The organism is Lysinibacillus sp. KCTC 33748 (assembly GCF_002237755.1).
In the GTDB taxonomy this organism is placed as follows: domain Bacteria; phylum Bacillota; class Bacilli; order Bacillales_A; family Planococcaceae; genus Lysinibacillus.
In genome coordinates this window covers 53,553-74,459 of sequence record NZ_MWSJ01000025.1, presented here as the reverse complement: position 1 = coordinate 74,459, position 20,907 = coordinate 53,553, and the positions used below count along the sequence as shown (strand labels likewise).

Sequence of the window (20,907 nt, the reverse complement as noted above, 5' to 3'; positions counted from 1 at the left end):
TCGACAATTCAAGTATATATAAATCGGTGAATCTGTGCTTTTTTTATGCGTGGAATTGTGCGAATACCCCAAAAAATATTATAGAACCTAAAAAATAGAACCTCCACCCAAAATTAGAATGAAGGTTCTATTTTATTTTTTAGAAACAAATCGTTTACATTCTTTGTTTCTACATCTAATTTTATTTTAAACGAAGCGCTTCGTCTGTTGCTTCGTTAATTTCTTTAAGAAGCTCTGGATTTTCTGCTAATGACTTGCCGTATGATGGGATCATATCTTTAATTTTTGACTCCCACTCGTTAACATGTTGAGGGAAACATTTATTGATTACCTCAAGCATAACGTGTACAGCAGTAGATGCACCTGGAGAAGCTCCAAGTAATGCAGCAATTGAGCCATCAGAAGCACTTACAACTTCCGTACCAAATTGAAGCGTACCTTTACCACCAGCTTCAGTATCTTTAATAACTTGTACACGTTGACCAGCTACAATAATATCCCAATCATCGCTCTTAGCATTTGGAATGAAATCACGTAGCTCTTCCATACGTTGTTCTTTAGATAACATAAGTTGTTGGATTAAATATTTTGTTAATCCCATCTCTTTAACTCCTGCCGCTAATAACGTTGTAAGATTATGCGGTTTTACAGAAGCAAATAAATCCATATTTGAACCTGTTTTTAAGAACTTAGGTGAGAAACCTGCGAACGGTCCAAATAATAAAGATTTTTTGTTATCAATATAGCGTGTATCAAGATGCGGAACAGACATTGGTGGAGCACCAACTTTAGCTTTTCCGTATACTTTTGCGTGATGTTGCTCAGCAACTTCTTGGTTTTTACATGCTAGGAATAATCCACTGATTGGGAATCCACCAATATGTTTCCCTTCAGGAATACCTGATTTTTGTAGTAATTCTAGGCTTCCTCCACCAGCTCCAAGGAAGACAAATTTTGCTGTATGGTATTCCATTTTACAGCCTTTTTTGTCGTGCACTCGTACTTCCCATGAACCATCGCTAGTACGTTTCATGCTTTCTACAGTGTGATTGTAGTTGATGTCAACGTCTTTGTTTTTTAAATGGTCGAATAACATACGTGTTAATGCACCAAAGTTAACGTCTGTACCAGTGTCAATTTTTGTCGCAGCGATAGCTTCATCTGCTGGACGATCTTGCATAATAAGAGGAATCCATTCCTTTAGTTGTTCTGGGTCATCAGAAAATTCCATACCTTGGAATAAAGGATTTTTCGCCATCGTTTCATGACGTTTTTTCAGAAACTCTACATTGTCTTTCCCTTGTACTAAACTCATATGAGGTAAAGGCATAATAAAGTCTTGTGGATTACTGATTAGTTTATTGTTCACAAGATAAGACCAAAATTGTCTTGAAACATGGAACTGTTCATTAACGTTAATCGCTTTGCTAATATCGATTGATCCGTCTTTTTTCTCTGAAGTGTAGTTAAGCTCACAAAGTGCCGCATGCCCAGTTCCCGCATTATTTAATTCGTGAGAACTTTCTTCACCAGCTTTATCAAGCGACTCAAACACTGTAATTTTCCAATCTGGTGCTAATTCTTTAAGCATTGTCCCCAAAGTCGCACTCATGATTCCGGCACCAATTAAGATAACATCTGATTTAATTTGTCTGTTACTCATTTTTACCTTCCTTATATATTAAGATTTGCAGAAAGGATGTAAGCTCTCCTGCTGTCACAGTAAGCTCTGGAGTAACGTAGGAGTACATCTTTTCTGTATCAATTATTACCTTATTGCAGTGTATCATAATTACATAAAGATTAAAATATCAACTATCTATATGAGAGTTATGTGCATTTTTCGAGCCTTCTCCTTAATAAATCAAGAGAAAAACCCACTATTCCCCTACTAAGAATCACTACCTTTATTTAAGCGTTATGGAATAATCGTCCTAAATTTGGTTAGCGTTTTCATAAAATAATGAGGTTTTATTTATTATTATATTTATATAATAACATAAAAATATGGAACCAGTCTTGTTTTTGCACCAGCTCCACTATACATAAAAAATATATAGAATTTTCTCACTATTTTCTAGTGTTTTATTAAAATTATTTCTTTTTAGTCTAACCAAGAAAGTAAAACTCATTCTATTAGAGGACTTTTTATTTTCCAACCATCAATATCAAAATCACCCATCTGATTCATTACATGGTTTACTAACTCTTCATATACTTCCATCATCCTTTGTATATCCGTTTCTATTAAAGCTTTTAAAAACATTTCCTTAAATATGGAATCAGGGAAAACATTTTTTAAATATTTTTTATTATAGGCTGGATCTATAAGATAAGAATGCACTTGATAGTATGGAATGCTTTCTAATCTCAAAAACTGACAGTACTCAGAAAATACATTAGCTAATGAATTAAAATATACAAAGTGGAAATCCACTCTTTTTTGTTCAAAACAATCCTTTAAATTATCTAATGAATCCCATAGTGAATATTTTTTCATTTCTACTATTGTTTTATTAAGTTCATCATATTCATTGTTTAGCCAATGTTCAGCTTCGATTTTTAATTCATGAAGTATCCCCGTGTTATCGAATAGAATCTTTCCTGTCATCAATTGAACTATAGACATTGTTCTATGGTTTTGAAAATCTTGTTGAAAGTATTTGCGAATTTGTTTTGGTGGATTGGCGAAATACTCTATAAGAAAACCATTAATAAGTTTATTCCCTCTCTCTCTCCAATCAACATCATCAGATAAAATAATATGTACATCAATATCAGAACGATTTGTAGGATTGCCCGTAACATAGCTCCCACATACAAGTGCCCCTACTACGTCATTTCTATTTTTCCAGTCCTTTAAAAATTCTTCTAGCGCTATTCTCCATTCTTCCATAAAGTTATCATCACCTTCTTAAAAAGTTTGTGCTTTAGCATATCGTATATATTCAAAATTTATTTTATAAATCCTTTCTACAGGGATGAATTCTGTATATGAAAAAACACAGCCATATTTGCTGTGTTAATGATGGATGTGCCACTTTTGCCTATTGTTAGTTCAGCATTCGCATGAAGGGAGTTATCAGGATTTTAAAATGATACCGTGATTTTTTATTAGAACACCTATCTATCTTTATTTTTTTCCAATAGCTGCTCCATTTTATTATCAGCACGTTGTAAGACTTGCTTTATTTGTTTAATCTCTTTTTCTCTTTGAATCATCTGTTTATACTTATTTTGAAATAATAATTTCATCTGTTGAAGGCTTTGAATTTCCGATTCTGTCAATTCATCATTTTCATCCGTATTTTGCGACCATTCAAAAAGTATTTTAATTTCTTGAAGTGAAAAACCACATTTCTTTAGTTTTAGAATTGTACTAATGATCTCGATATGATCCTCGTTATACTCACGATGTTTGTTATTTATTTCTGGACGTAATAGACCCATTTTTTCATAATAACGGATAGTGTCTTTACTAAGACTAGTACATGTAGCAAATTCACCGATTTTTATGATCATCACCTACTCATAAATAAATTTATAAACCATTAATAGCAGTATACAATGGAATATGAAGCGAACGACATGGTGACTATATCTAAGCTGTTTATTTGTTACTAGCCCTTCCGCAACTGCTAATACATGTATCAAAACAAATTCAAGGATTAGCAACATCAGTACTAGAGCTTTGTTCGGTAAAAATATCGTTACAAGAATACAGATAAATAAGACAATAAACAAAAATGTTCGTATTTGATATCCGTTCTCTCTCCATTGCTGCAAGCCTGCAATCCCTGTCAATAATGCGTATAACCCTATCAATACATAAGTAATAATAGCCATTCACATCACCCCATTCTTTTAATACTTTCACTATAAAAGATGGAGTTAGCTCCATGTCAACAAATTTACGAAGAGAAGAATCATCTTCTAAACTATTACCGTTAGTACAAGTCAAAATATATCGCTTTTAATGACTTATTCTTTAAACATCCTTTCCACATTATGAAGTTCTATCTTTTCTTCTTCTTTTCGATAATCAAGGTAATCATCTTCTTCAGCAATTATTAGCAGTGAGATTAAATAAAGGAATTGGATAAAAATCCAATTCCAAATATGAATAGACGAGTTTTTTAGCCAGTCTCTATATCCTAGCAAATAAAATTCTACTTAGAAAATAGTAGCTAAATAGTTTTGAACAGATTCAGGTAATAGTTGAAAGAATAATCCTTCATATTTGATATCGAGTATACCAGCAATAAACATAATAATAATGATGAATATTAAAAGGAGTTTCTTGTTTTTAGAAATCCACTTCAATAGGCTCCCCTCCTCTTAAAAATAGCGTTTATAGTTTGCCAATTAAGTATATATTGATTCATGTATTATATAAACCTATCCTTACAATCATTCTCTGTCACCCAAATTGGATATGTTACATAAATTAAAAATAATGCTGTTGATTTTCTTTTAGTCATGAATTCAATTTAGCTCCTTCGGGTAAACAATAAATAACGAAAGCTTTTGTCTCACCAATAATTGCTTAAAATTTTATAAAGAAAGGAATTGCAATGGTAAACTTTAAATCATTTCGTGGTGTCGTTACTCAGATTGATGATTTCCCTATTGGGCAAAATGGTGAAAAGGAAGGCTGTTATAAACTGATGACGGTAGAAGATAGTACTCAGGGCATCGTCAATTTTGTCGTCTCACCTTCCACTTACTTTGTGAATCAAGAAATTGTGAACCCCGGCGATCGGGTTACTGGATATTATGATGGGAATGCGCCTGTCCCTTTAATATATCCGCCTCAATATCGAGCACTTGTTGTTGTAAAGGAAAATAACAATCAAAATGTCAAAGTCGACTTTTTTAATAACCAATTAGTTAGTAGTGATGGTCAATTACAACTAAATGTTTCTGCTTATACACTTATCTTACTCAAAAATGGGCAACCTTTTTCAAAAAGCCTAGCCAATCGGAACTTAATTGTGATTTATGGCCCTACTACAAGAAGTATCCCTGCACAAACCACACCGTATAAAATAATCGTTTGGTGTTAATTTAAGATTATGAACATATAGTTGATGTGCGTCCCTACCTAATCTAACATTCATGACATACGTAAATATCATTCCGACTTTAGTAATTACACAAAATTAAACTGAATATTAAAAATATACAAAGATTATTTCCCAGGAAAAGGTGCTCAGTCACCCGTCTTTCGCAAAATTTCGCAGAAAGAACGATTAACTGAGGATTACTGAAAGCAAACAAAATGAATAAAATAAAGCGGCTTAGTCCTTTCAATTATTGGACTTAAGCCGCTTAAAAATTATTATTATTTCTTCTGTCACTATTTGTCTTGCATTTCGTGTAATTGCTGCTTGATCTGCTCTAAGTACTCTTTATTTTGTTGGACTGTATCCAAATGCTCACCATATTCCTTTGCATTCATAAATGCATTTTCTGCATGTTCGATTTGATTGAAAGCATGCTCAATCGCTATTTCCTCTGGGTGTGACTTTACATGCTTCAACAAACGCTCCGCCTTTTGGACGGAGTTCCCAAACAAAGTGCTTGGGTGATCCTTTTTCCAACTCATATCTGAGTGCTTAGCCAATTCTACCTCTCCCCTTCCTGCCATTTAAATAAATAATCTAGATATAGTATTGTAAAATGTGCAGAAAATATGTACGGACAAAGTGCGAATATCTATGCAATCTAAACTTTGGCTTTAATATTTGCATGCAAAATAAAATTTCCCCATCTCAAAAACGAAAAAAAGAAGCACTAATGAATGCTTCCTCTACAAAATTTCTTCAGCCATTTTCTTATTGTCAGTATGGATGCCTCTCATCCCTTCAAAAAATGAATATTCTTCACTTAAATATCTTTCTAACTCTCCATTATCATGAGGAAGCTGCTCTAAGTAATACTTCGAGCTGTTTATCCTTTTTTGAATTTCCTGTTGATTTTGCGTTGTCGTACCATGTCCAGGTACGTGGGTCGTTATTTCATGATTAAGCAAAATATTTTCAGCTTTATTAACCGTATTTACATAGTCTTTATAGTTACTAAAAATAAATGGAAACTCAATATCTGACAAATAATCGCCAGAAAGAAACAGACCATAAGGCTCAATAACTGTAAATAAACCATCATTCGTATGACCAGGTGCTTGATAAAATGTCATGGTAAAAGAATCGAATTCTACTTTTTGCCCGTCCTCTGAAACGACAATATCTACATTTGGATATTGAGGTGAATAACTTCTATTCAAATAATACCCTTGGTCAAATTGTTTAATTTTTTGCATGATGTCTTCTTTGTTAGGATTTTCATCAAATTGTTTTGAAGCAATTATCTTAGCTTCTGGGAATGCCCCAGACCCAATAATATGATCAAAATCGCTATGTGTATAAACAATATATAGTTGTTTATCACCTCTAATCTCGTTTATAAAACTCTTAATGTCTTCAATTTCAGTAGGTAGCCAATTAGGATCTGTCATAATTACTGCTTCATTCGTTTGAATGATTGCCGAGGTAGTCATATATAATACACTTTGAAAAACTGTAATATTATTTTTTTTGAATTGAATCACCGAACCACCCTTTTCCCCTTATTTTCTTTTGATAATGAGTTAGTTATAATTTACCCGCTCTATTCCTTAGTTCGGTCACTATTTATAAAATCCTTCTTTAGGAAAAAAAGTATGCGAAATCAATTTAAATTTCACATACTCTTAGCTTTTTCTATAGATACAAATATTCATAATTAATGGATCACATTATTTTTAATCCCTTACTTATGATACGATTTCCCATAACTAGTTTAAATGTAGAATCAAATCAATGTCACCTATATATTAGGTAGGAACGTTATTTCAATCAAGGAGAGTCAACATGAACAACGATAAGGACAACACAGAAGTCATCTTACTTTCTAACCCATCAGAATGTTTAAAGCATCCATTTCATCATAAACAAATTGTCTTTACTGGGGCCCTTTCCACTATGACACGTTCAGAAGCTGCAAAAAGAATACGAGCTTGTGGAGGAATTATGCAAGGCGCGGTTACACAGGATACAGATTTCCTTATTCTTGGGAACAAACGTCGTGGTATAAGTACAAAACAATTAAAAGCTGAGAAGTTAATGAGCCTCGGCTTAGACATTCAAATAATTATTGAGGATGATTTTATTTGGCTCATTTCAATGCAAGAAGAATAGCTACCTCAAATTCAAACACCTTTTTTAAATCCCATCTAAAAAGGTATGAAAAACAACTACATACCTTTCACCTTTTTTATTACCTCAAACCCGTAATAATTCCAAATGATTTTAATTTGAAGGCTTACAATTCCAGAAAAATTTGAACAGTTAACTAAACAGAGTTTAAAAATAGTACGGCATAGTTTACTACACAAGCAAGCTCTACTATAAAACATATCTTATAGTATCCTAGCAAAAGGAGGTGATAAAATGGTGCAAATCCTTGATTACCAAGCAGTGGAGCCTCTAAGTACGTTTAACCTAGAAACTGCTTTTCCAATTCCACAGGCTCCATTTAGAGTTCTTTTAGCTTCAATTCAAATAAACATCCCAGGCACCGCTTCAAGAAATAATCGTGTCGAGCTACTTACAAGCGTTGGTGTAGCAGGAGTTACCGATATTTCTCAAATTGTATTTAGAGTGTTCCGTAATGGGAAAGAAATCTTTAATACTCAAGACGGGGTAGAATCAGCTGGTTCAGAACAAAATTACGTCTTTACATTCCAAGCTATTGATTCCAATTTAATAGCTGGCGCTAACTTCTATCAGGTTTTCGCTGAGAATTCTACTCCCAACACACAAGCAAACATTGTAGGACCCGTTTCTTTTAGTGGTCTAGCGATAAAAAGTTAACGATAAATAGCTCTTACTTTGCATTGATAATATTTAGGCCCTGCGCAAATCTGTGGCATAACATGATCGTTTTTTTTAAGAGTGTTGATTGATAAAGTGAGATGCATGTTTTAAAGCACATTATATAAAGATTAAAAATAATAAGCTGTATAGTAGTTATTAAAAATCTAACTTTCTACACAGCTTATTTTATTTATTTGTATTTAACGTCCCTAATATAAAATTTATTAGATACAGAGGTTATTTAGCAAATTGTAAAAACTTATTTATTCATGATACGTTTCTCTTGATTGGACTAAGTGAGATTTTATAAGTCTATTTGAAAAGAAGCACATTTCCTCAATAAATCAAAATTCCTTTGTCTAGAACAGATGTATTTCGCACCTGATTCCCTAAAATATACAGCTTTTTCAAATTAGGCAAATTCACTAAAGGCGCTACATTTGAAATAGCATTATTTTCTAAATGAAGCTCCTCAATTTGTTGCCACTTTTCCATAAAACTTAATGATTGTAATGAACTATCTTGTATAGTAAATGAACGCAGAGCTGAAAAACCAGCGAAGTAAGGCATAACCTTATCAACTTCGTTCACCCAGTCACCATTGTCTATTTGAAAAGATGCATCATTCAAATTTAAATGCTCCAGGTTGTTATTGTTAAACGAATTTTGACTATCAATTTGAAACTTACACTCATTACAATTTAACTTTTTTACATGCTGTAAATTGAATAATTCACTCGTCTCTTCATAAAAAGTTGTCTCATTTAAATTTATCGTTTGCAAATTTGGGAGACGATTTAAAGAATCGATGCCTTTAAAATCACCACCCTCCATTGCTGTAAGTTGTTCTAACTGTGGGTATTTTAGTAATTCTTCTCCATTCAAATACGACTGCGCCCCACTTATTTCAACAGTCAAATATTTTAAAACAGGTGCCTCTAGCTTGGGGAGCAAAGAACTTGCTAATTCTGCTTTTTTTAAATGAGGTGCTACAATCGACGATATTTCACCATGATAACCAGTTATCGATAAATCGGTCAGAGAAGACAGGCTGTTTACAATATCATGCAACTCTAATTTAAAAAGAGAAGCTAAACGCAGTTTTGTCAATGAAGACTTATTTCTAAGGCGTTCTACATTTGAAATATCCATATTTTCAAGATCAAGCGATTGCAGGTTGGGCATGTTTTGTATAAAATCAAGCGTTTTTAAATTTCGTACCGCTGTAAGCTTCAATTCTTGTAATTGATTCAGTGAATAGAACGAGCTAAAATCTGTCGCTTCACTTAGATCTATTGTTAACGACTGTAAATCAGCTAATGAAGACAACCACTTCAAATCATTGGCAGACATTAAGGACAATGATTTTAATGGCAGTTGATTCAGCAGAGGGAAGTCTGTAACCGTCTCAGTGTAGTACGAAATTTCAAGTGATTGAAGATTGGGAAACTCTAATAATAAAGCAAGTTCATCATTACTTCGAATTTGGATAGAGAGCTCTACAATATTAGACTTATCACTAAAATATTCAGCAATTTTACTAAATGATTCATTAAAGCTACCTGTATAGCTTTTTAAACCTTCCAGATGTCGGAAGCTTACATTTTCACTTCGTGATATTTCATAATCGCCCATCAAATTCAATACCGTCAGACCAGTAAAGGCTTCAAAATCTTTTTGTTCGATTTTTTGTGTATTTAATAGCTTTTCCATAATGATATAGTTAGAAATTTTGGCTTGCTTATTTGTAAATGGATCATCAAGACTGTAATCAAAATGCCACTGATCTTCAGAATGGTATGCTGCCAAATAACGGATACTTACAATTTCTTCTTTAGTTGGCAAAGCTTCACCTTTATCAAAAATATCTTTTAAAAAGAGTAAAAGAACTTCGCTTCCAGGCATTTTTCGAACAGATATTTTCTCACGGTTACCATTTTCTGTTTGATTGCTACTTAAGAGGAAATAGCCAAGGAATGCACAAAGGATTACAAACGGTACCATTAAAAGAGCTTTTAAATTCATTTTTGGACGTGTAGCTTTATTCGCAGAAGTTGCACCATAATAATTATTAATCGTCTGATCAACATAATAAACTTTATTCTCTTTCAACATTATTTCGGTCTCACAAAAAGGACATTTAAATGATTGTCCCTCTTTATATTCAATTTTCCCATTACAATTCGGACAATTTAATTTAATGAATTCCACTGGCAGTCCCTCCCCAGCTCTATTTTCAATTCAGCTAAGTTATCTAAAAAATAAATGTCATTATTTCTATTAAATACTAATTATCTCCCACCTTTAGACCTACAACAAAAAGTCGCCCAAGAAATTACCACTGTTTGATATATTTAAATTTACTTTCGCTACTTGAAATACAGGGAATACCTTCGCTTAAAGAATGATTGTAGTCCTACATAAAAAGGCTACTAATAAAAAGACAAAATACTCTTAAGATTTTTTTACTAATTTTTATATTTTTTCACCTACCTGTTTATTACTACTGTAAAATGAAAAGACTGGGACATTCGATACGAATTAAGAAATAATTTAATAAAAATTTATACAAGATAAGGATAAAATTGGGGGTTCATATATATATGTCTATGGAACAAACGAGGTATTCTCGGCTGGCTAATATAACAAAAATGATTAATATGAAGCTAGATTTACGTGAAGTATTAGAGCAGGTAACAATAGCAATTTCTGAAGAAATCGTCACATGTGATTCTGTGGGCATTTATTTACCACAAAAAGATGGTACATTCAGAGGATATGTAGGAAAACCAGCAGTTATTAATGGCTGGACTTTGAATATGCATATAATTGATACCGAAATAGATTTACTAGCAAAAGAAGTAATTGAAACAAAGAGAACCATCTATATTCCTGATACTTCGAAGGATAGTCGACCAGATCCCAGAGCAGTTGAGGGGTTCCATATTAAATCTTTATTAGTGCTTCCCATCTCCTTTGAACAAGAGTTATTTGGCCTTGTTTTTTTATTTGATTATGGAATTCCAATGAACTTAACAGACGAAGAAATTCAAACGGTCGAGGCATATGTGAATATGGCTGCTGTTGCTATTCAAAATGCAAACAACTTAACTTATAAAGAGCGCCTTATTAACGAAAAGCAGCTGCTGCTTGATGTTACACGTGACTTATCAATGTGCTCCTCACTACAAGAAAGCCTTGATAAATGCTTTTTCTACTTAGAGAAGTTTTTAGATAATAAAAATATAGGGATTCACCTTTTAGATCCTTTAGCAGAAAAAAGAGTGAAACCGGCTAAGTTGAGTAAGGAAAGTGATTGGACAGAAGAAAATTGGCTAAAGACACATAACAAATTTAAAATTGATCAAAGCAATGATGCTGTAATGCAGGAGGTTTTTGAAACCAAAACAGCCATTCTTATTCCAAATGTATTTGAGGATGATAGACCTAATCATGAAGTTTGTCGTAATTTCGGCATAAACGGTTTAGTTATGTTTCCTCTAGTTTCAATGGGTGAAATTTTAGGGCAAATATCTATTGTTAATCTTGAAGAAAAAGCATTTTATTACTCAGAAACCCAATTACAGTTGGCCCAATCCATTGTTGACACTACAGCATCTGCATTATCAAACCTGATATATATGGAAAAGCAAGAAATCATTATTGAGGAGAGAACCTCAGAAGTAATAGTGAAAAATAAAGAGCTTGAAAAAGTTGTAGCGGAGTTACAGCAGCTTAGCCGTGAAAAAGAGTTAATTCTCAACTCTGCAGGTGAAGGTATCTTTGGATTAGATCTTGATCGAAACATTACATTTTGCAATCCAGCAGGTGCACTCATGTTAGGTTATGAAACAGAGCGAGAATTAATCGGAAAATCCGTCGATATTATTATGAGTGGTAGTGAAACGGAAGACAAAATTATTATTTCATCCTTATTAAACACTAATTTCAACAGCTACAAGGTATTTTTTAGAAAAGACAACTCCAACTTTCCAGTAGAATATGTAACCTCCTTAATAAAAGAAGGAGACAAGATTGTAGGAGAAGTTGTCACATTTAAAGATATAACTCAAAGAAAGCAACTAGAAGAAAAGATTAAATACCACGCTTATTTTGATAGTTTAACGAATTTACCGAATAGAATTCTTTTAATAGATAGACTAACTCAAGGGCTAAAGTATGCAAAAGCGAACGGAGAAAAATTAGCAGTTCTCTATTTGGATTTAGACCGTTTTAAGTTAGTAAATGATTCGCTTGGACATAGCTATGGTGATCTATTACTTCAAGAGGTTGCCAAACGTTTAAGTACTTGCGTCCTAGGAGATGCAACTGTATCACGGCAAGGAGGGGATGAATTTACAATTTATTTGCCTAATATTAAATGTGAAAATGACATTTTGAAGGTTATTAATTGTATTAATGCTTCTTTCTCTAAACCTTTCAACCTTATAGACAATGAAATTTACATTAAAACAAGTATTGGTATAAGCCTGTTTCCTGATAATGGGGATACGACAGATACGTTAATCAAAAATGCAGACACAGCTATGTACAAATCAAAAGAAACACCAGGTACTAGCTACCATTTCTTTAGCGAAGGAATGGATACGAGAACTTTTGAAAGTATCAAGCTTGAAAATGATTTATATAAAGCATTAGAGCGAGATGAACTTATTATCTTCTATCAGCCACAAATAAACTATAAAACAAACAAAATTAAGGGCGTTGAAGCTTTATTAAGATGGAATCATCGAGAACACGGAATGATTACACCAGATAAGTTTATTCCACTTGCTGAAGAAACCGGTTTAATCGTCCCTATAGGTGAGTGGGTTCTTAAAGAAGCTTGCAAGCAATTGAAAAAATGGCATAACCAAGGATGTCCTTTAATTAGTATGTCTGTAAATTTATCCGTCCATCAATTCGAACAGAGTAATTTATTTTCTATTGTAGAAAATGTCCTACAAGAGACAGACTTGTCACCTGAGTATTTACAATTAGAACTTACAGAAAATCTAATTGTTAAAAATACAGAATTAACATTAAAAACAATGATACAATTAAAGGGACTTGGGGTAAATTTAGCCATAGATGATTTTGGTACCGGATATTCATCTTTAGGTTATTTGAAAAATCTGCCGATATCTACATTAAAAATTGATAAATCCTTTGTACAAGAGATGTTAACGGATGATGCAGCAGCAATTACAAATACAATTATTACCCTCGCTCAAAATTTAAAGCTTGAAGTTATTGCTGAAGGGGTTGAAACAAAAGAACAGGCCGATTTTTTATTGAGACAAAATTGTTATTTAATGCAAGGTTATTTATTTAGTAAGCCCATGAAGGCTGAAGATATTATGAAAAAATATTTCTATTAACTTAACGTTCTATATTATAAAAAAGGGAGATTTATAATGAAAGCAGCTCGTACGGTCTTAGAATATTTAAAAGGTAACGGTGTTCAATATATTTTTGGTATTCCAGCAGGTTCAGTCAATGCATTTTTTGATGAACTGTATGATATGAAAGACTTAACACCGATTGTAACAAAACATGAAGGCGCTGCTTCATACATGGCCGCCGCTTACGCAAAATATACAAACCAGATGAGCGTATGTATTGGTTGTAGTGGACCTGGTGGAACTAACCTAGTAACAGGTGCTGCAAATGCTATGCGCGAGCATTTACCGGTTTTATTTTTAACCGGTGCTGTTCCAGTTAGCACAATCGGCTTAAATGCTTCTCAAGAGTTAGATGCTCAGCCGATCTTTCAACCAGTTACTAAATACAGTGTAACAGTTAAAGAATCAAAGGATTTACTGAAAGAAATAGTAAAAGCCTCCGAAATCGCTATATCCGGAGTGCCTGGCCCAGTACATATTGCTATACCAATAGATGTTCAACACGAAATAGTGCAAGACATAGAAATACCAGCTCCACCAAAAAGAACAGCAATAGTTCCTGCTATGGATACTATTAAAAATGTAGCTGAAGAGCTAATAAAAAGAAAGAACGGATACATTTTAGTAGGACAAGGCGTAAGAAATTCAGTTGAACAATTACTAGAGTTAGCAGAAATTCTAAATTGGCCGATTCTAACAACACCGCAAGCAAAAGGATACATTCCAGAAAATCATCCTCTTCTAGTTGGCGTTTTCGGCTTTGCTGGCCACGAGGCTGCCTCAGAATTAATAGCTGATGGCGATGGACAAGTATTGTTAATCGTGGGTTCACGTTTAGGAGAAACAGCTACAAATAACTACAACTTAAACCTTACGAAAAACCGCTTTTCTATACAAATGGACTATGATCAATCGGTGTTCAATCGAAAATATGAGATTGATCTACCTGTGCTAGGTGATATCAATTTAAGTTTACTATTTCTTATAGAAGAGTTAAGAACTAAAGGGCTTACAAGAAAAGAGACTGCTCTTGAGGGTAAAGAAAATAATGCGCCTCTTGGAGATATGGAAGAATATAATACGAAAAACGTTCTATTAAGTATTCAAAAACATTTACCATCCTCCACTAGATATACAATTGATATTGGTGAATTTATGTCCTATGTCATTCATCACATGAAGGTTTTAGATAATGATACTTATGATATTAATGTCCATTTTGGCGCAATGGGAAGTGGAATTGGATCTGCCATTGGCTCAAAGTTAGCTGAACCTGAACGCCCTGTTGTATGTATCACAGGTGATGGTTGCTTTTTCATGCATGGAATGGAAATATTAACAGCAAAAGAATATAATCTACCGATCTTGTTTATTGTTATGAATAATGCTCGCTTAGGAATGGTATACCATGGACATGCTCTACAGTTCCAGCGTACTCACCCATCTTTTGAGCAAAATCCAATTAGTATTAGTGCATTGGCTTCAGCTATGGATATACCGAATTTCCAAGTAACAGAACTAGAAGATATTAACCAAGATACGATAAATAACTTACTGAATTTAAATGGACCAGCAGTCTTGGAAGTAGTTTTAACAGATAATAACACACCTCCTATGGGAGACCGAGTTAAATTTTTATCTTCCTTTGGAAAGTAAGAGGTTTTGAATCAATTATGCCGAGGCATAATTGCGTCCGGAATCAGCTTTGTGCTTAGGCCTGCACGAGGGCTGACACGATGTCGGTCATTTCGGTAAAAACGCCACAGGACGTGGCGTTCTTAGACTGAGTTCCTATATTTCAGCGGGTGTTTGGATACCCGCTGAAAAGTAGCTTAAATCCGCATTCATCTCACCACCTATAGAGGTGGCAGACTTCTGCTGAGAGAAGTTAAATATGAAAAGTCATATAGATTGGGAATCATATTCCCCTATATGACTTTTTTTCTTACAGAGATTTTCTATCTCCAATTACTAACTTATTTATGTATTCGTTTGTTTATAAATTTGAGAATGACTGTTGGATGACACCAAGTATAGCGCCTATTGTTTTTCCTTTGAAGGCATCTGGAACAGCCTCACCTGTTGGATTTAAGAAATAGTAACTATCGATTTCTTCTTCGAAGTGATACCCTATACTCGTTAGTGCATGTTGTAAATCAGAAGGTAATGCTACTAACCCAGTTTGTTCAGTGAAATAATTTGTAGGAAAGACCTTTACGTCAACATCACTTGCTCCAGTATATACTACAAATAAGTCTTTTTCATGTTGGACAATCCACTGACCTTTTGAATATAAAGAAATTCTTGCTCCTTCTAATGAAGATATTGCTTCTAAATTAACACCAAAAATTTCATTTATTATTTTGCGAATTTCTGCCCCTGTTATGTTGCTGTCATATTGATTTAGATAGGAATCTATTACCGCTCTCCCTGTTGATGAAGAAATTCCATCTATCTCTTCCTTCTCTTTTGATAAAATAGGTGTCTCATCTAAATTAATCTTGAAAACTAAATCTACAACATGACAAATCTCAGAACTACTAATTCCTTTTCCATAAGAGTCCAAATACTTGTCCATCATTTCTGCTTTTTTCATTGTTAACCCTCCGATAAAAACCACACTTACTTATAATACGTTTTTGTAAATTGTCTAAGCGCGGTTCATTTAAACAATATTTTATTTTTTCTTCGTACTTGCGCTCCTTCTTCTAACAACCTTATAAATTTTTTTGCTTCCGCTCACCATTAATTAACCGAGATGTTGTACCATCCAAAAGATATACACCAGATAAGAAACCAAGAACAATGCGAATTATATAAATTACTGCTAGATCAACAAACATCCAGAGTTTTACCATGCGTATTTATCCTTAATTTCCTTTTTCTAGCTTATCATAAATTTAATTTAGAGTTAATAAAACCACCTAAAACATTGCATTATCAATGTTTTGGGTGGTCTTTTTAATAATCTTACTTATGATACAGTTCACCGTATCATAGTAGGTGCTTCGTCTACTTTCCTAAAGTAATCAACCTTCACGCCTTTTTGAAAACTAAACTTCCCCCACATGTTGTATGACACAAGTTAATCCAGAATATAATAAAAGCGTTAACGATATTTAAACCTTTTTAAATTTTAAAAGCTCTATCAGCCCAAATTGAATAAATCATGCTTTCTTGAAATTTAAAAAGCTCCTGACATATTTTCAAATTGAAATAAATCAACTACAATGGTATGTAAATGGTGAAAATTCTAAATTCTACCCATTTATCTTTATTTATACAAATATACTTTAGAGGAGCACGAAGATGAAAAAGAAGGTTTTATCCTTACTTATGACCATAATAATGGTCCTATCAGTTAGCGTATCGGTGTATGCCGATGAAAAGTCGCCATCAGCGACAAGAGGAGAGATTGTAAAAACTTTGTTGATGGCAGCAGACGCTTATCAACAAGGAATTAATAAAGAAGCCATTATGCAAGGCTCTAAAAATGGAGATTTAAGAGAGAATGAGCCAGCTAAGAAGGTTGAAGCTTTAGTCATGTTGAGCAGAGCATTTGGAAAATTGCCAAAGCCTGTTGGAAATGATTTGCGCAGTGGAACATTCGGCGTCGAGTTCTCCGATGTACCCGCTTGGGCTAAAAAAGATATCGATAAACTGGCAAAAGCAGGCGTACTGACGGGCAATCCTGACGGCACATTAGGCGCAAATGACACTATTACGATCGCTGAGTTTCAAAATATAATTTCTAGAATTTGGTCGCTTAAAGGCTCCCATTTAAATGACGATTTTTATGAAGCAATCAATAAGGACTGGTTAAATAAATCGACAATTCCGGCTGGGGAAATCATGGGCGGCGTGTTTTCTGAGCTGCACAAGCAAAATAACGATAAAATAGAAAAAATAATAAATGAACTCGCTGGCAAACAGTTCGCAGAAGGAACAAAAGAACAAAAAATTGCCGACTTCTATTCGACAGCGTTGGATTCAAAAAGTAGAAATAAACAAGGGATGGAGCCTATCCAGAAATATGTAAAGGCAATTGACGAGGCAAAAACACTTGATGAACTCGTTCAAGCCGATCTTATCCTGGAGAAAGAATTGGGTCTAACCTCATTATTTAGCTTTTCAATCATGAACGATGCAAAGAACAGCAGTGAAAATGCTTTGTATTACTCTGGATTAACTTCTGTTCTGGATAAGAACAGCTTTGTAACAGAAGACGCGAAAGCGAAAAAAGCCTATATTCAATATATGACCAAACTTCTTGTGGCATCGGGCGAGGAAAAGTCTGCTGCGAATGCATTTGCCGAAAAAATATATGATATGGAGAAAGGCTTAGCTTCCGTATCACTTGAACCTCATGAACAAGGTGACGTCAATAAATACTATAATCCGTATACAATCGAACAATTCGATGACATGTTCAAAACAGTAGATATGAAACAAGTCTTGAAATCGATGAAAGTCGACAGTGCTGATAAAGTGATCGTAACCGATGTGAAGCTGGCGCAAAAAGGCGCAGATCTCTTGACTGAGGCTAATCTTAACGTACTTAAGGCTTACGCCAAAGTGCAATTGATTATGGCAACAAGCGGTTCGTTGTCAGATGAATTCAAAGATGCTGCTATTGAGTTTGACGCAACGTTATACGGCGTTACAGGTGAAAAAACAGCTCAAGAGATCGCTGTAGCCAAGACAACTAGCTCAATGGGCGGATATTTGGAGCAAATGTTTGCCGAGAAACATTTTTCACCAGAAGCTAAAAAAGATGTTGAGCAAATGGTAGAGAAATTAATTGCTACGTATGAGGAAAGAATCAAATCTCTTGACTGGATGTCAGAGACAACAAAAGCTAAAGCAATTAAAAAGCTGGATACGATGATTGTTAAGATCGGTTACCCAGATAAATGGGATACGACATTAGATAAAGTAGCTATCAAGACATATGACGAAGGCGGTTCACTGCTCTCTAATACCGTCACAGTAAACAAAGCATACATTGATGACATGAAAGCCAAGCTTGGAAAACCAGTGGACAGAACGAAATGGGCAACGAGTGTATATACCGTAAATGCCTTCTACAATCCTTTTAATAACGAAATTACGTTCCCTGCCGGTATTCTCCAAGCGCCTTTCTATGATATTAACGCTAAACCTGAAGCAAACTATGGTGCCATTGGCATGGTCATCGGCCATGAAATCAGCCATGCATTTGATAACAACGGATCTGCATACGACGAAAATGGAAATGCAAATAACTGGTGGACAGAAGAAGACTTTAAGAAATTCAAAGAGAAAAACCAGAAACTGATTGAGTTCTATAATGGAATTGAGATTATTCCCGGTGTTTTGAGTGACGGTCAGCTTACACTAAGCGAGAATGTCGCTGATTTAGGTGGAATGGCAGCTTCATTGCAAGTTGTATCCCAAATGAGTAATCCGGATTATAAAGCATATTTCGAAAGCAGTGCAGAAGTATGGAAATCCACAACTACAAAAGAATTTGCAGCGATGTTGAGCAAAAATGATGTACATTCAGCCAATAAAGTTCGGGTAAACCGCACGATTGTGAACTTCCAACAATTCTATGATACGTATGGAATTAAGCCTGGAGATGGCATGTATGTAGCCCCGGAAGATCGGGTTTCCATCTGGTAAAAATCAGAACAGATAGAGCTAATTCCGATAGCTCTTACATCAGTGTATAAAGGCAAAGAGGCTGTCTAAGACGTCCCTTTTAGAGTAAATAAATACACATCGAAATAAAAACCCCAAGAATGTCGATTTCACAGCATTCTTGGGGTTTATTTTTTTAAAGAACACACTCAATTATTTAGAGAATTTTTTATGTAGATATCTTGTGTAATAGATTTTAAAACTCTCTTTTTCACTTGTTTATTTCATATAATTTTTTACTAGCTCATAACATCTTTCTTTCGTATATTGAGCTTCAATTTTATACTTTGTAATTTCTTTCATTTCATCTTCAGCATACTTTGAAGCCGCATTTTTGGCAGAACTCTCTTTGTCTTTAATCCACTCTATTTGTACTTCTTTTAAACTCTGCATATCACCACTAGAAAGTTGCTGTTTTAACAAAGCATAAATTTCGTTTAAGATATTATCCCATCTAGTATATGTTTCTTTTTCTGCTTTTAAAATTTCTGTATTATCTTTATTAGTATACAAATGCTCCAAATCTGCTAAGCCAGCATCAATCGAATCTAGCTTCTGTATGTACTCATCTTTTTGACTTCCATTTGTAACTTTTTCTTGTTCTTCTTCAATAGTAGGTTGATTTGTATCTTCTGGAAATTCAAAGTAAGCATATCGGGCATCTGAAGTAATGATATTTGATTGAACCTCTTGACCTTTTGAGTTTTTGGCAACAGCATAAATCTTTATAATATCGTCAGCTGGAAGAGGGTACATTTCCCCTATTTCTGAAACAGTCATTTTAGTGGATTTCCCATTTACATAAACGATTGCATCTTCTATGTCAGAATCTAATTCTAAAGATGTCATATCCCAATCAATATCAATTTTCAGCTTATTTGATCCATTCCCTCGGATTGCCAGTTCACCGCTATTCTTCAAGTTAGCCCACTGGCCATCATACGTATAACTCCAGGCATAAACACCAGGCAAATACTGGCCCAATAATTGTGTGCCTTCGTTATCCGTTTTAACTTTATGATTATTAATCATAATTTCTATATCCTTTAATGGCGCTTCAGTGTAGACTTCTATTGGTACCAATTTGAATTCTACCTTTTTAAAGAGCCCAAACAAGACTTCCTTTTGTAAAATCGTTATCAAATCTGTACCATGACTATCACTAATGGGATCCGCGAATTCACCATTTTCTAAAGAATTTACTTCCTCTATTAAATTATCACGAATTGCGCTCCACCCATTTTCCTTTACATACAAAGAAAAACTTTCAGCATCATAAATCGATTTTTCAGGAATTTGGAATTCTTCTAAAAACGCTTGATAATCTTCTTGTTTCAATGCAGAATCCATCGCTTCAATCTGCTTCATCGGATCTAACATTTTTGTAATAGCAATATTTGCGATCACAACTAACCCGATCATTACTGCAATACCTATGATTGTAAACTTACTCTTCTTCGACATTTTTCCATTTTGTTTAGAATACTGTGGTCCTACAGAATTATTCGATTCAGATTTTGTTTCCCTTACCGAATTAATAGGTTTACCACAGTTCTCACAGAAATTAGTTTCTTCTGCATTTTGATGACCACAGTGAACACAAAAATCCATTTTTATTCCTCCTTACATATACATCAGCATATTATACATTTTTTTGAAAAATGGTACTAGTCTTACTAAAAAAACAGTAACTACCACCAAAATCAAAAGAACAAATACGCAAAAAGGGAGGCCAACACACAGCGTTACTCTATGTTAGCCCCCCTTACATTTCAAAAATAAAATGTTTAACTCTCAAACTGAAACTAAGGTAACTGAAATAACCTTCACTTACTTGTGATACGGTTCTCCGTAACTGTTCTAAGTACGTTTTTTATTCTTGATTTGAGTCACCAATCAGTTCA

General features: G+C 34.1%; 16 protein-coding genes. 6 read left to right on the top strand and 10 right to left on the bottom strand.

What is annotated here, in order from left to right; translation table 11 throughout:
* Positions 1-181 precede the first annotated feature (181 nt).
* From B1B04_RS21530 to B1B04_RS25830, 5 genes are all read right to left on the bottom strand, one after another.
* Positions 182-1,663, bottom strand: coding sequence for a malate:quinone oxidoreductase (locus tag B1B04_RS21530; protein ID WP_079563401.1), 1,482 nt, complete (start codon positions 1,661-1,663; stop codon positions 182-184).
* A 465-nt stretch (positions 1,664-2,128) separates the two neighbouring features.
* Positions 2,129-2,896, bottom strand: a complete 768-nt coding sequence (locus B1B04_RS21525) for a nucleotidyltransferase domain-containing protein (protein WP_079563400.1) — start codon at positions 2,894-2,896, stop codon at positions 2,129-2,131.
* A 227-nt stretch (positions 2,897-3,123) separates the two neighbouring features.
* On the bottom strand, positions 3,124-3,522 hold the full coding sequence (locus tag B1B04_RS21520) for a MerR family transcriptional regulator (protein ID WP_079563399.1): 399 nt from the start codon (positions 3,520-3,522) through the stop codon (positions 3,124-3,126).
* 3 nt (positions 3,523-3,525) lie between these two features.
* A complete protein-coding gene (locus tag B1B04_RS21515) occupies positions 3,526-3,846 on the bottom strand; it encodes a hypothetical protein (RefSeq protein WP_079563398.1) in 321 nt (106 codons plus the stop codon).
* A 327-nt stretch (positions 3,847-4,173) separates the two neighbouring features.
* The gene (locus tag B1B04_RS25830) at positions 4,174-4,323 is read right to left on the bottom strand and encodes a hypothetical protein (RefSeq protein ID WP_170939052.1); all 150 of its coding nucleotides are present in this window, start codon (positions 4,321-4,323) and stop codon (positions 4,174-4,176) included.
* A 251-nt stretch (positions 4,324-4,574) separates the two neighbouring features.
* Here B1B04_RS25830 and B1B04_RS21505 point away from each other — a divergent pair, with 251 nt between their 5' ends.
* The gene (locus B1B04_RS21505; RefSeq protein WP_079563396.1) at positions 4,575-5,066 is read left to right on the top strand and encodes a hypothetical protein; all 492 of its coding nucleotides are present in this window, start codon (positions 4,575-4,577) and stop codon (positions 5,064-5,066) included.
* A gap of 293 nt (positions 5,067-5,359) precedes the next feature.
* Here B1B04_RS21505 and B1B04_RS21500 read toward each other — a convergent pair whose 3' ends face one another.
* A complete protein-coding gene (locus B1B04_RS21500) occupies positions 5,360-5,626 on the bottom strand; it encodes a hypothetical protein (protein ID WP_079563395.1) in 267 nt (88 codons plus the stop codon).
* A 186-nt stretch (positions 5,627-5,812) separates the two neighbouring features.
* Positions 5,813-6,610: an MBL fold metallo-hydrolase gene (locus tag B1B04_RS21495; protein WP_079563394.1), complete on the bottom strand. Its 798-nt coding sequence runs from the start codon at positions 6,608-6,610 to the stop codon at positions 5,813-5,815.
* Positions 6,611-6,911: 301 nt separating this feature from the next.
* Here B1B04_RS21495 and B1B04_RS21490 point away from each other — a divergent pair, with 301 nt between their 5' ends.
* Positions 6,912-7,238 carry a BRCT domain-containing protein gene (locus tag B1B04_RS21490; protein WP_079563393.1) on the top strand — a complete coding sequence of 109 codons (327 nt, stop codon included), beginning with the start codon at positions 6,912-6,914 and terminating at the stop codon, positions 7,236-7,238.
* A 252-nt stretch (positions 7,239-7,490) separates the two neighbouring features.
* Entirely contained in the window at positions 7,491-7,913 is a 423-nt protein-coding gene (locus B1B04_RS21485) for an exosporium protein C (RefSeq protein ID WP_079563392.1), read from the top strand.
* Positions 7,914-8,252: 339 nt separating this feature from the next.
* Here B1B04_RS21485 and B1B04_RS21480 read toward each other — a convergent pair whose 3' ends face one another.
* Complete coding sequence (locus B1B04_RS21480) at positions 8,253-10,127, bottom strand: leucine-rich repeat domain-containing protein (RefSeq protein ID WP_079563391.1); 1,875 nt, start codon at positions 10,125-10,127, stop codon at positions 8,253-8,255.
* Positions 10,128-10,519: 392 nt separating this feature from the next.
* On the opposite strand from B1B04_RS21480, the gene B1B04_RS21475 reads away from it, so the two are divergent.
* Positions 10,520-13,297, top strand: a complete 2,778-nt coding sequence (locus B1B04_RS21475; protein WP_079563390.1) for a bifunctional diguanylate cyclase/phosphodiesterase — start codon at positions 10,520-10,522, stop codon at positions 13,295-13,297.
* 36 nt (positions 13,298-13,333) lie between these two features.
* Positions 13,334-14,977: a thiamine pyrophosphate-binding protein gene (locus B1B04_RS21470; RefSeq protein ID WP_079563389.1), complete on the top strand. Its 1,644-nt coding sequence runs from the start codon at positions 13,334-13,336 to the stop codon at positions 14,975-14,977.
* Positions 14,978-15,317: 340 nt separating this feature from the next.
* On the opposite strand, the gene B1B04_RS21465 is transcribed toward B1B04_RS21470, so the two are convergent.
* On the bottom strand, positions 15,318-15,917 hold the full coding sequence (locus tag B1B04_RS21465; RefSeq protein ID WP_079563388.1) for a hypothetical protein: 600 nt from the start codon (positions 15,915-15,917) through the stop codon (positions 15,318-15,320).
* A gap of 713 nt (positions 15,918-16,630) precedes the next feature.
* Here B1B04_RS21465 and B1B04_RS21460 point away from each other — a divergent pair.
* Positions 16,631-18,985 carry a M13-type metalloendopeptidase gene (locus tag B1B04_RS21460; RefSeq protein WP_079563387.1) on the top strand — a complete coding sequence of 785 codons (2,355 nt, stop codon included), beginning with the start codon at positions 16,631-16,633 and terminating at the stop codon, positions 18,983-18,985.
* Between the two features lie 237 nt (positions 18,986-19,222).
* On the opposite strand, the gene B1B04_RS21455 is transcribed toward B1B04_RS21460, so the two are convergent.
* On the bottom strand, positions 19,223-20,614 hold the full coding sequence (locus tag B1B04_RS21455) for a TcaA 3rd/4th domain-containing protein (RefSeq protein ID WP_079563386.1): 1,392 nt from the start codon (positions 20,612-20,614) through the stop codon (positions 19,223-19,225).
* Between the last annotated feature and the right edge of the window lie 293 nt (positions 20,615-20,907).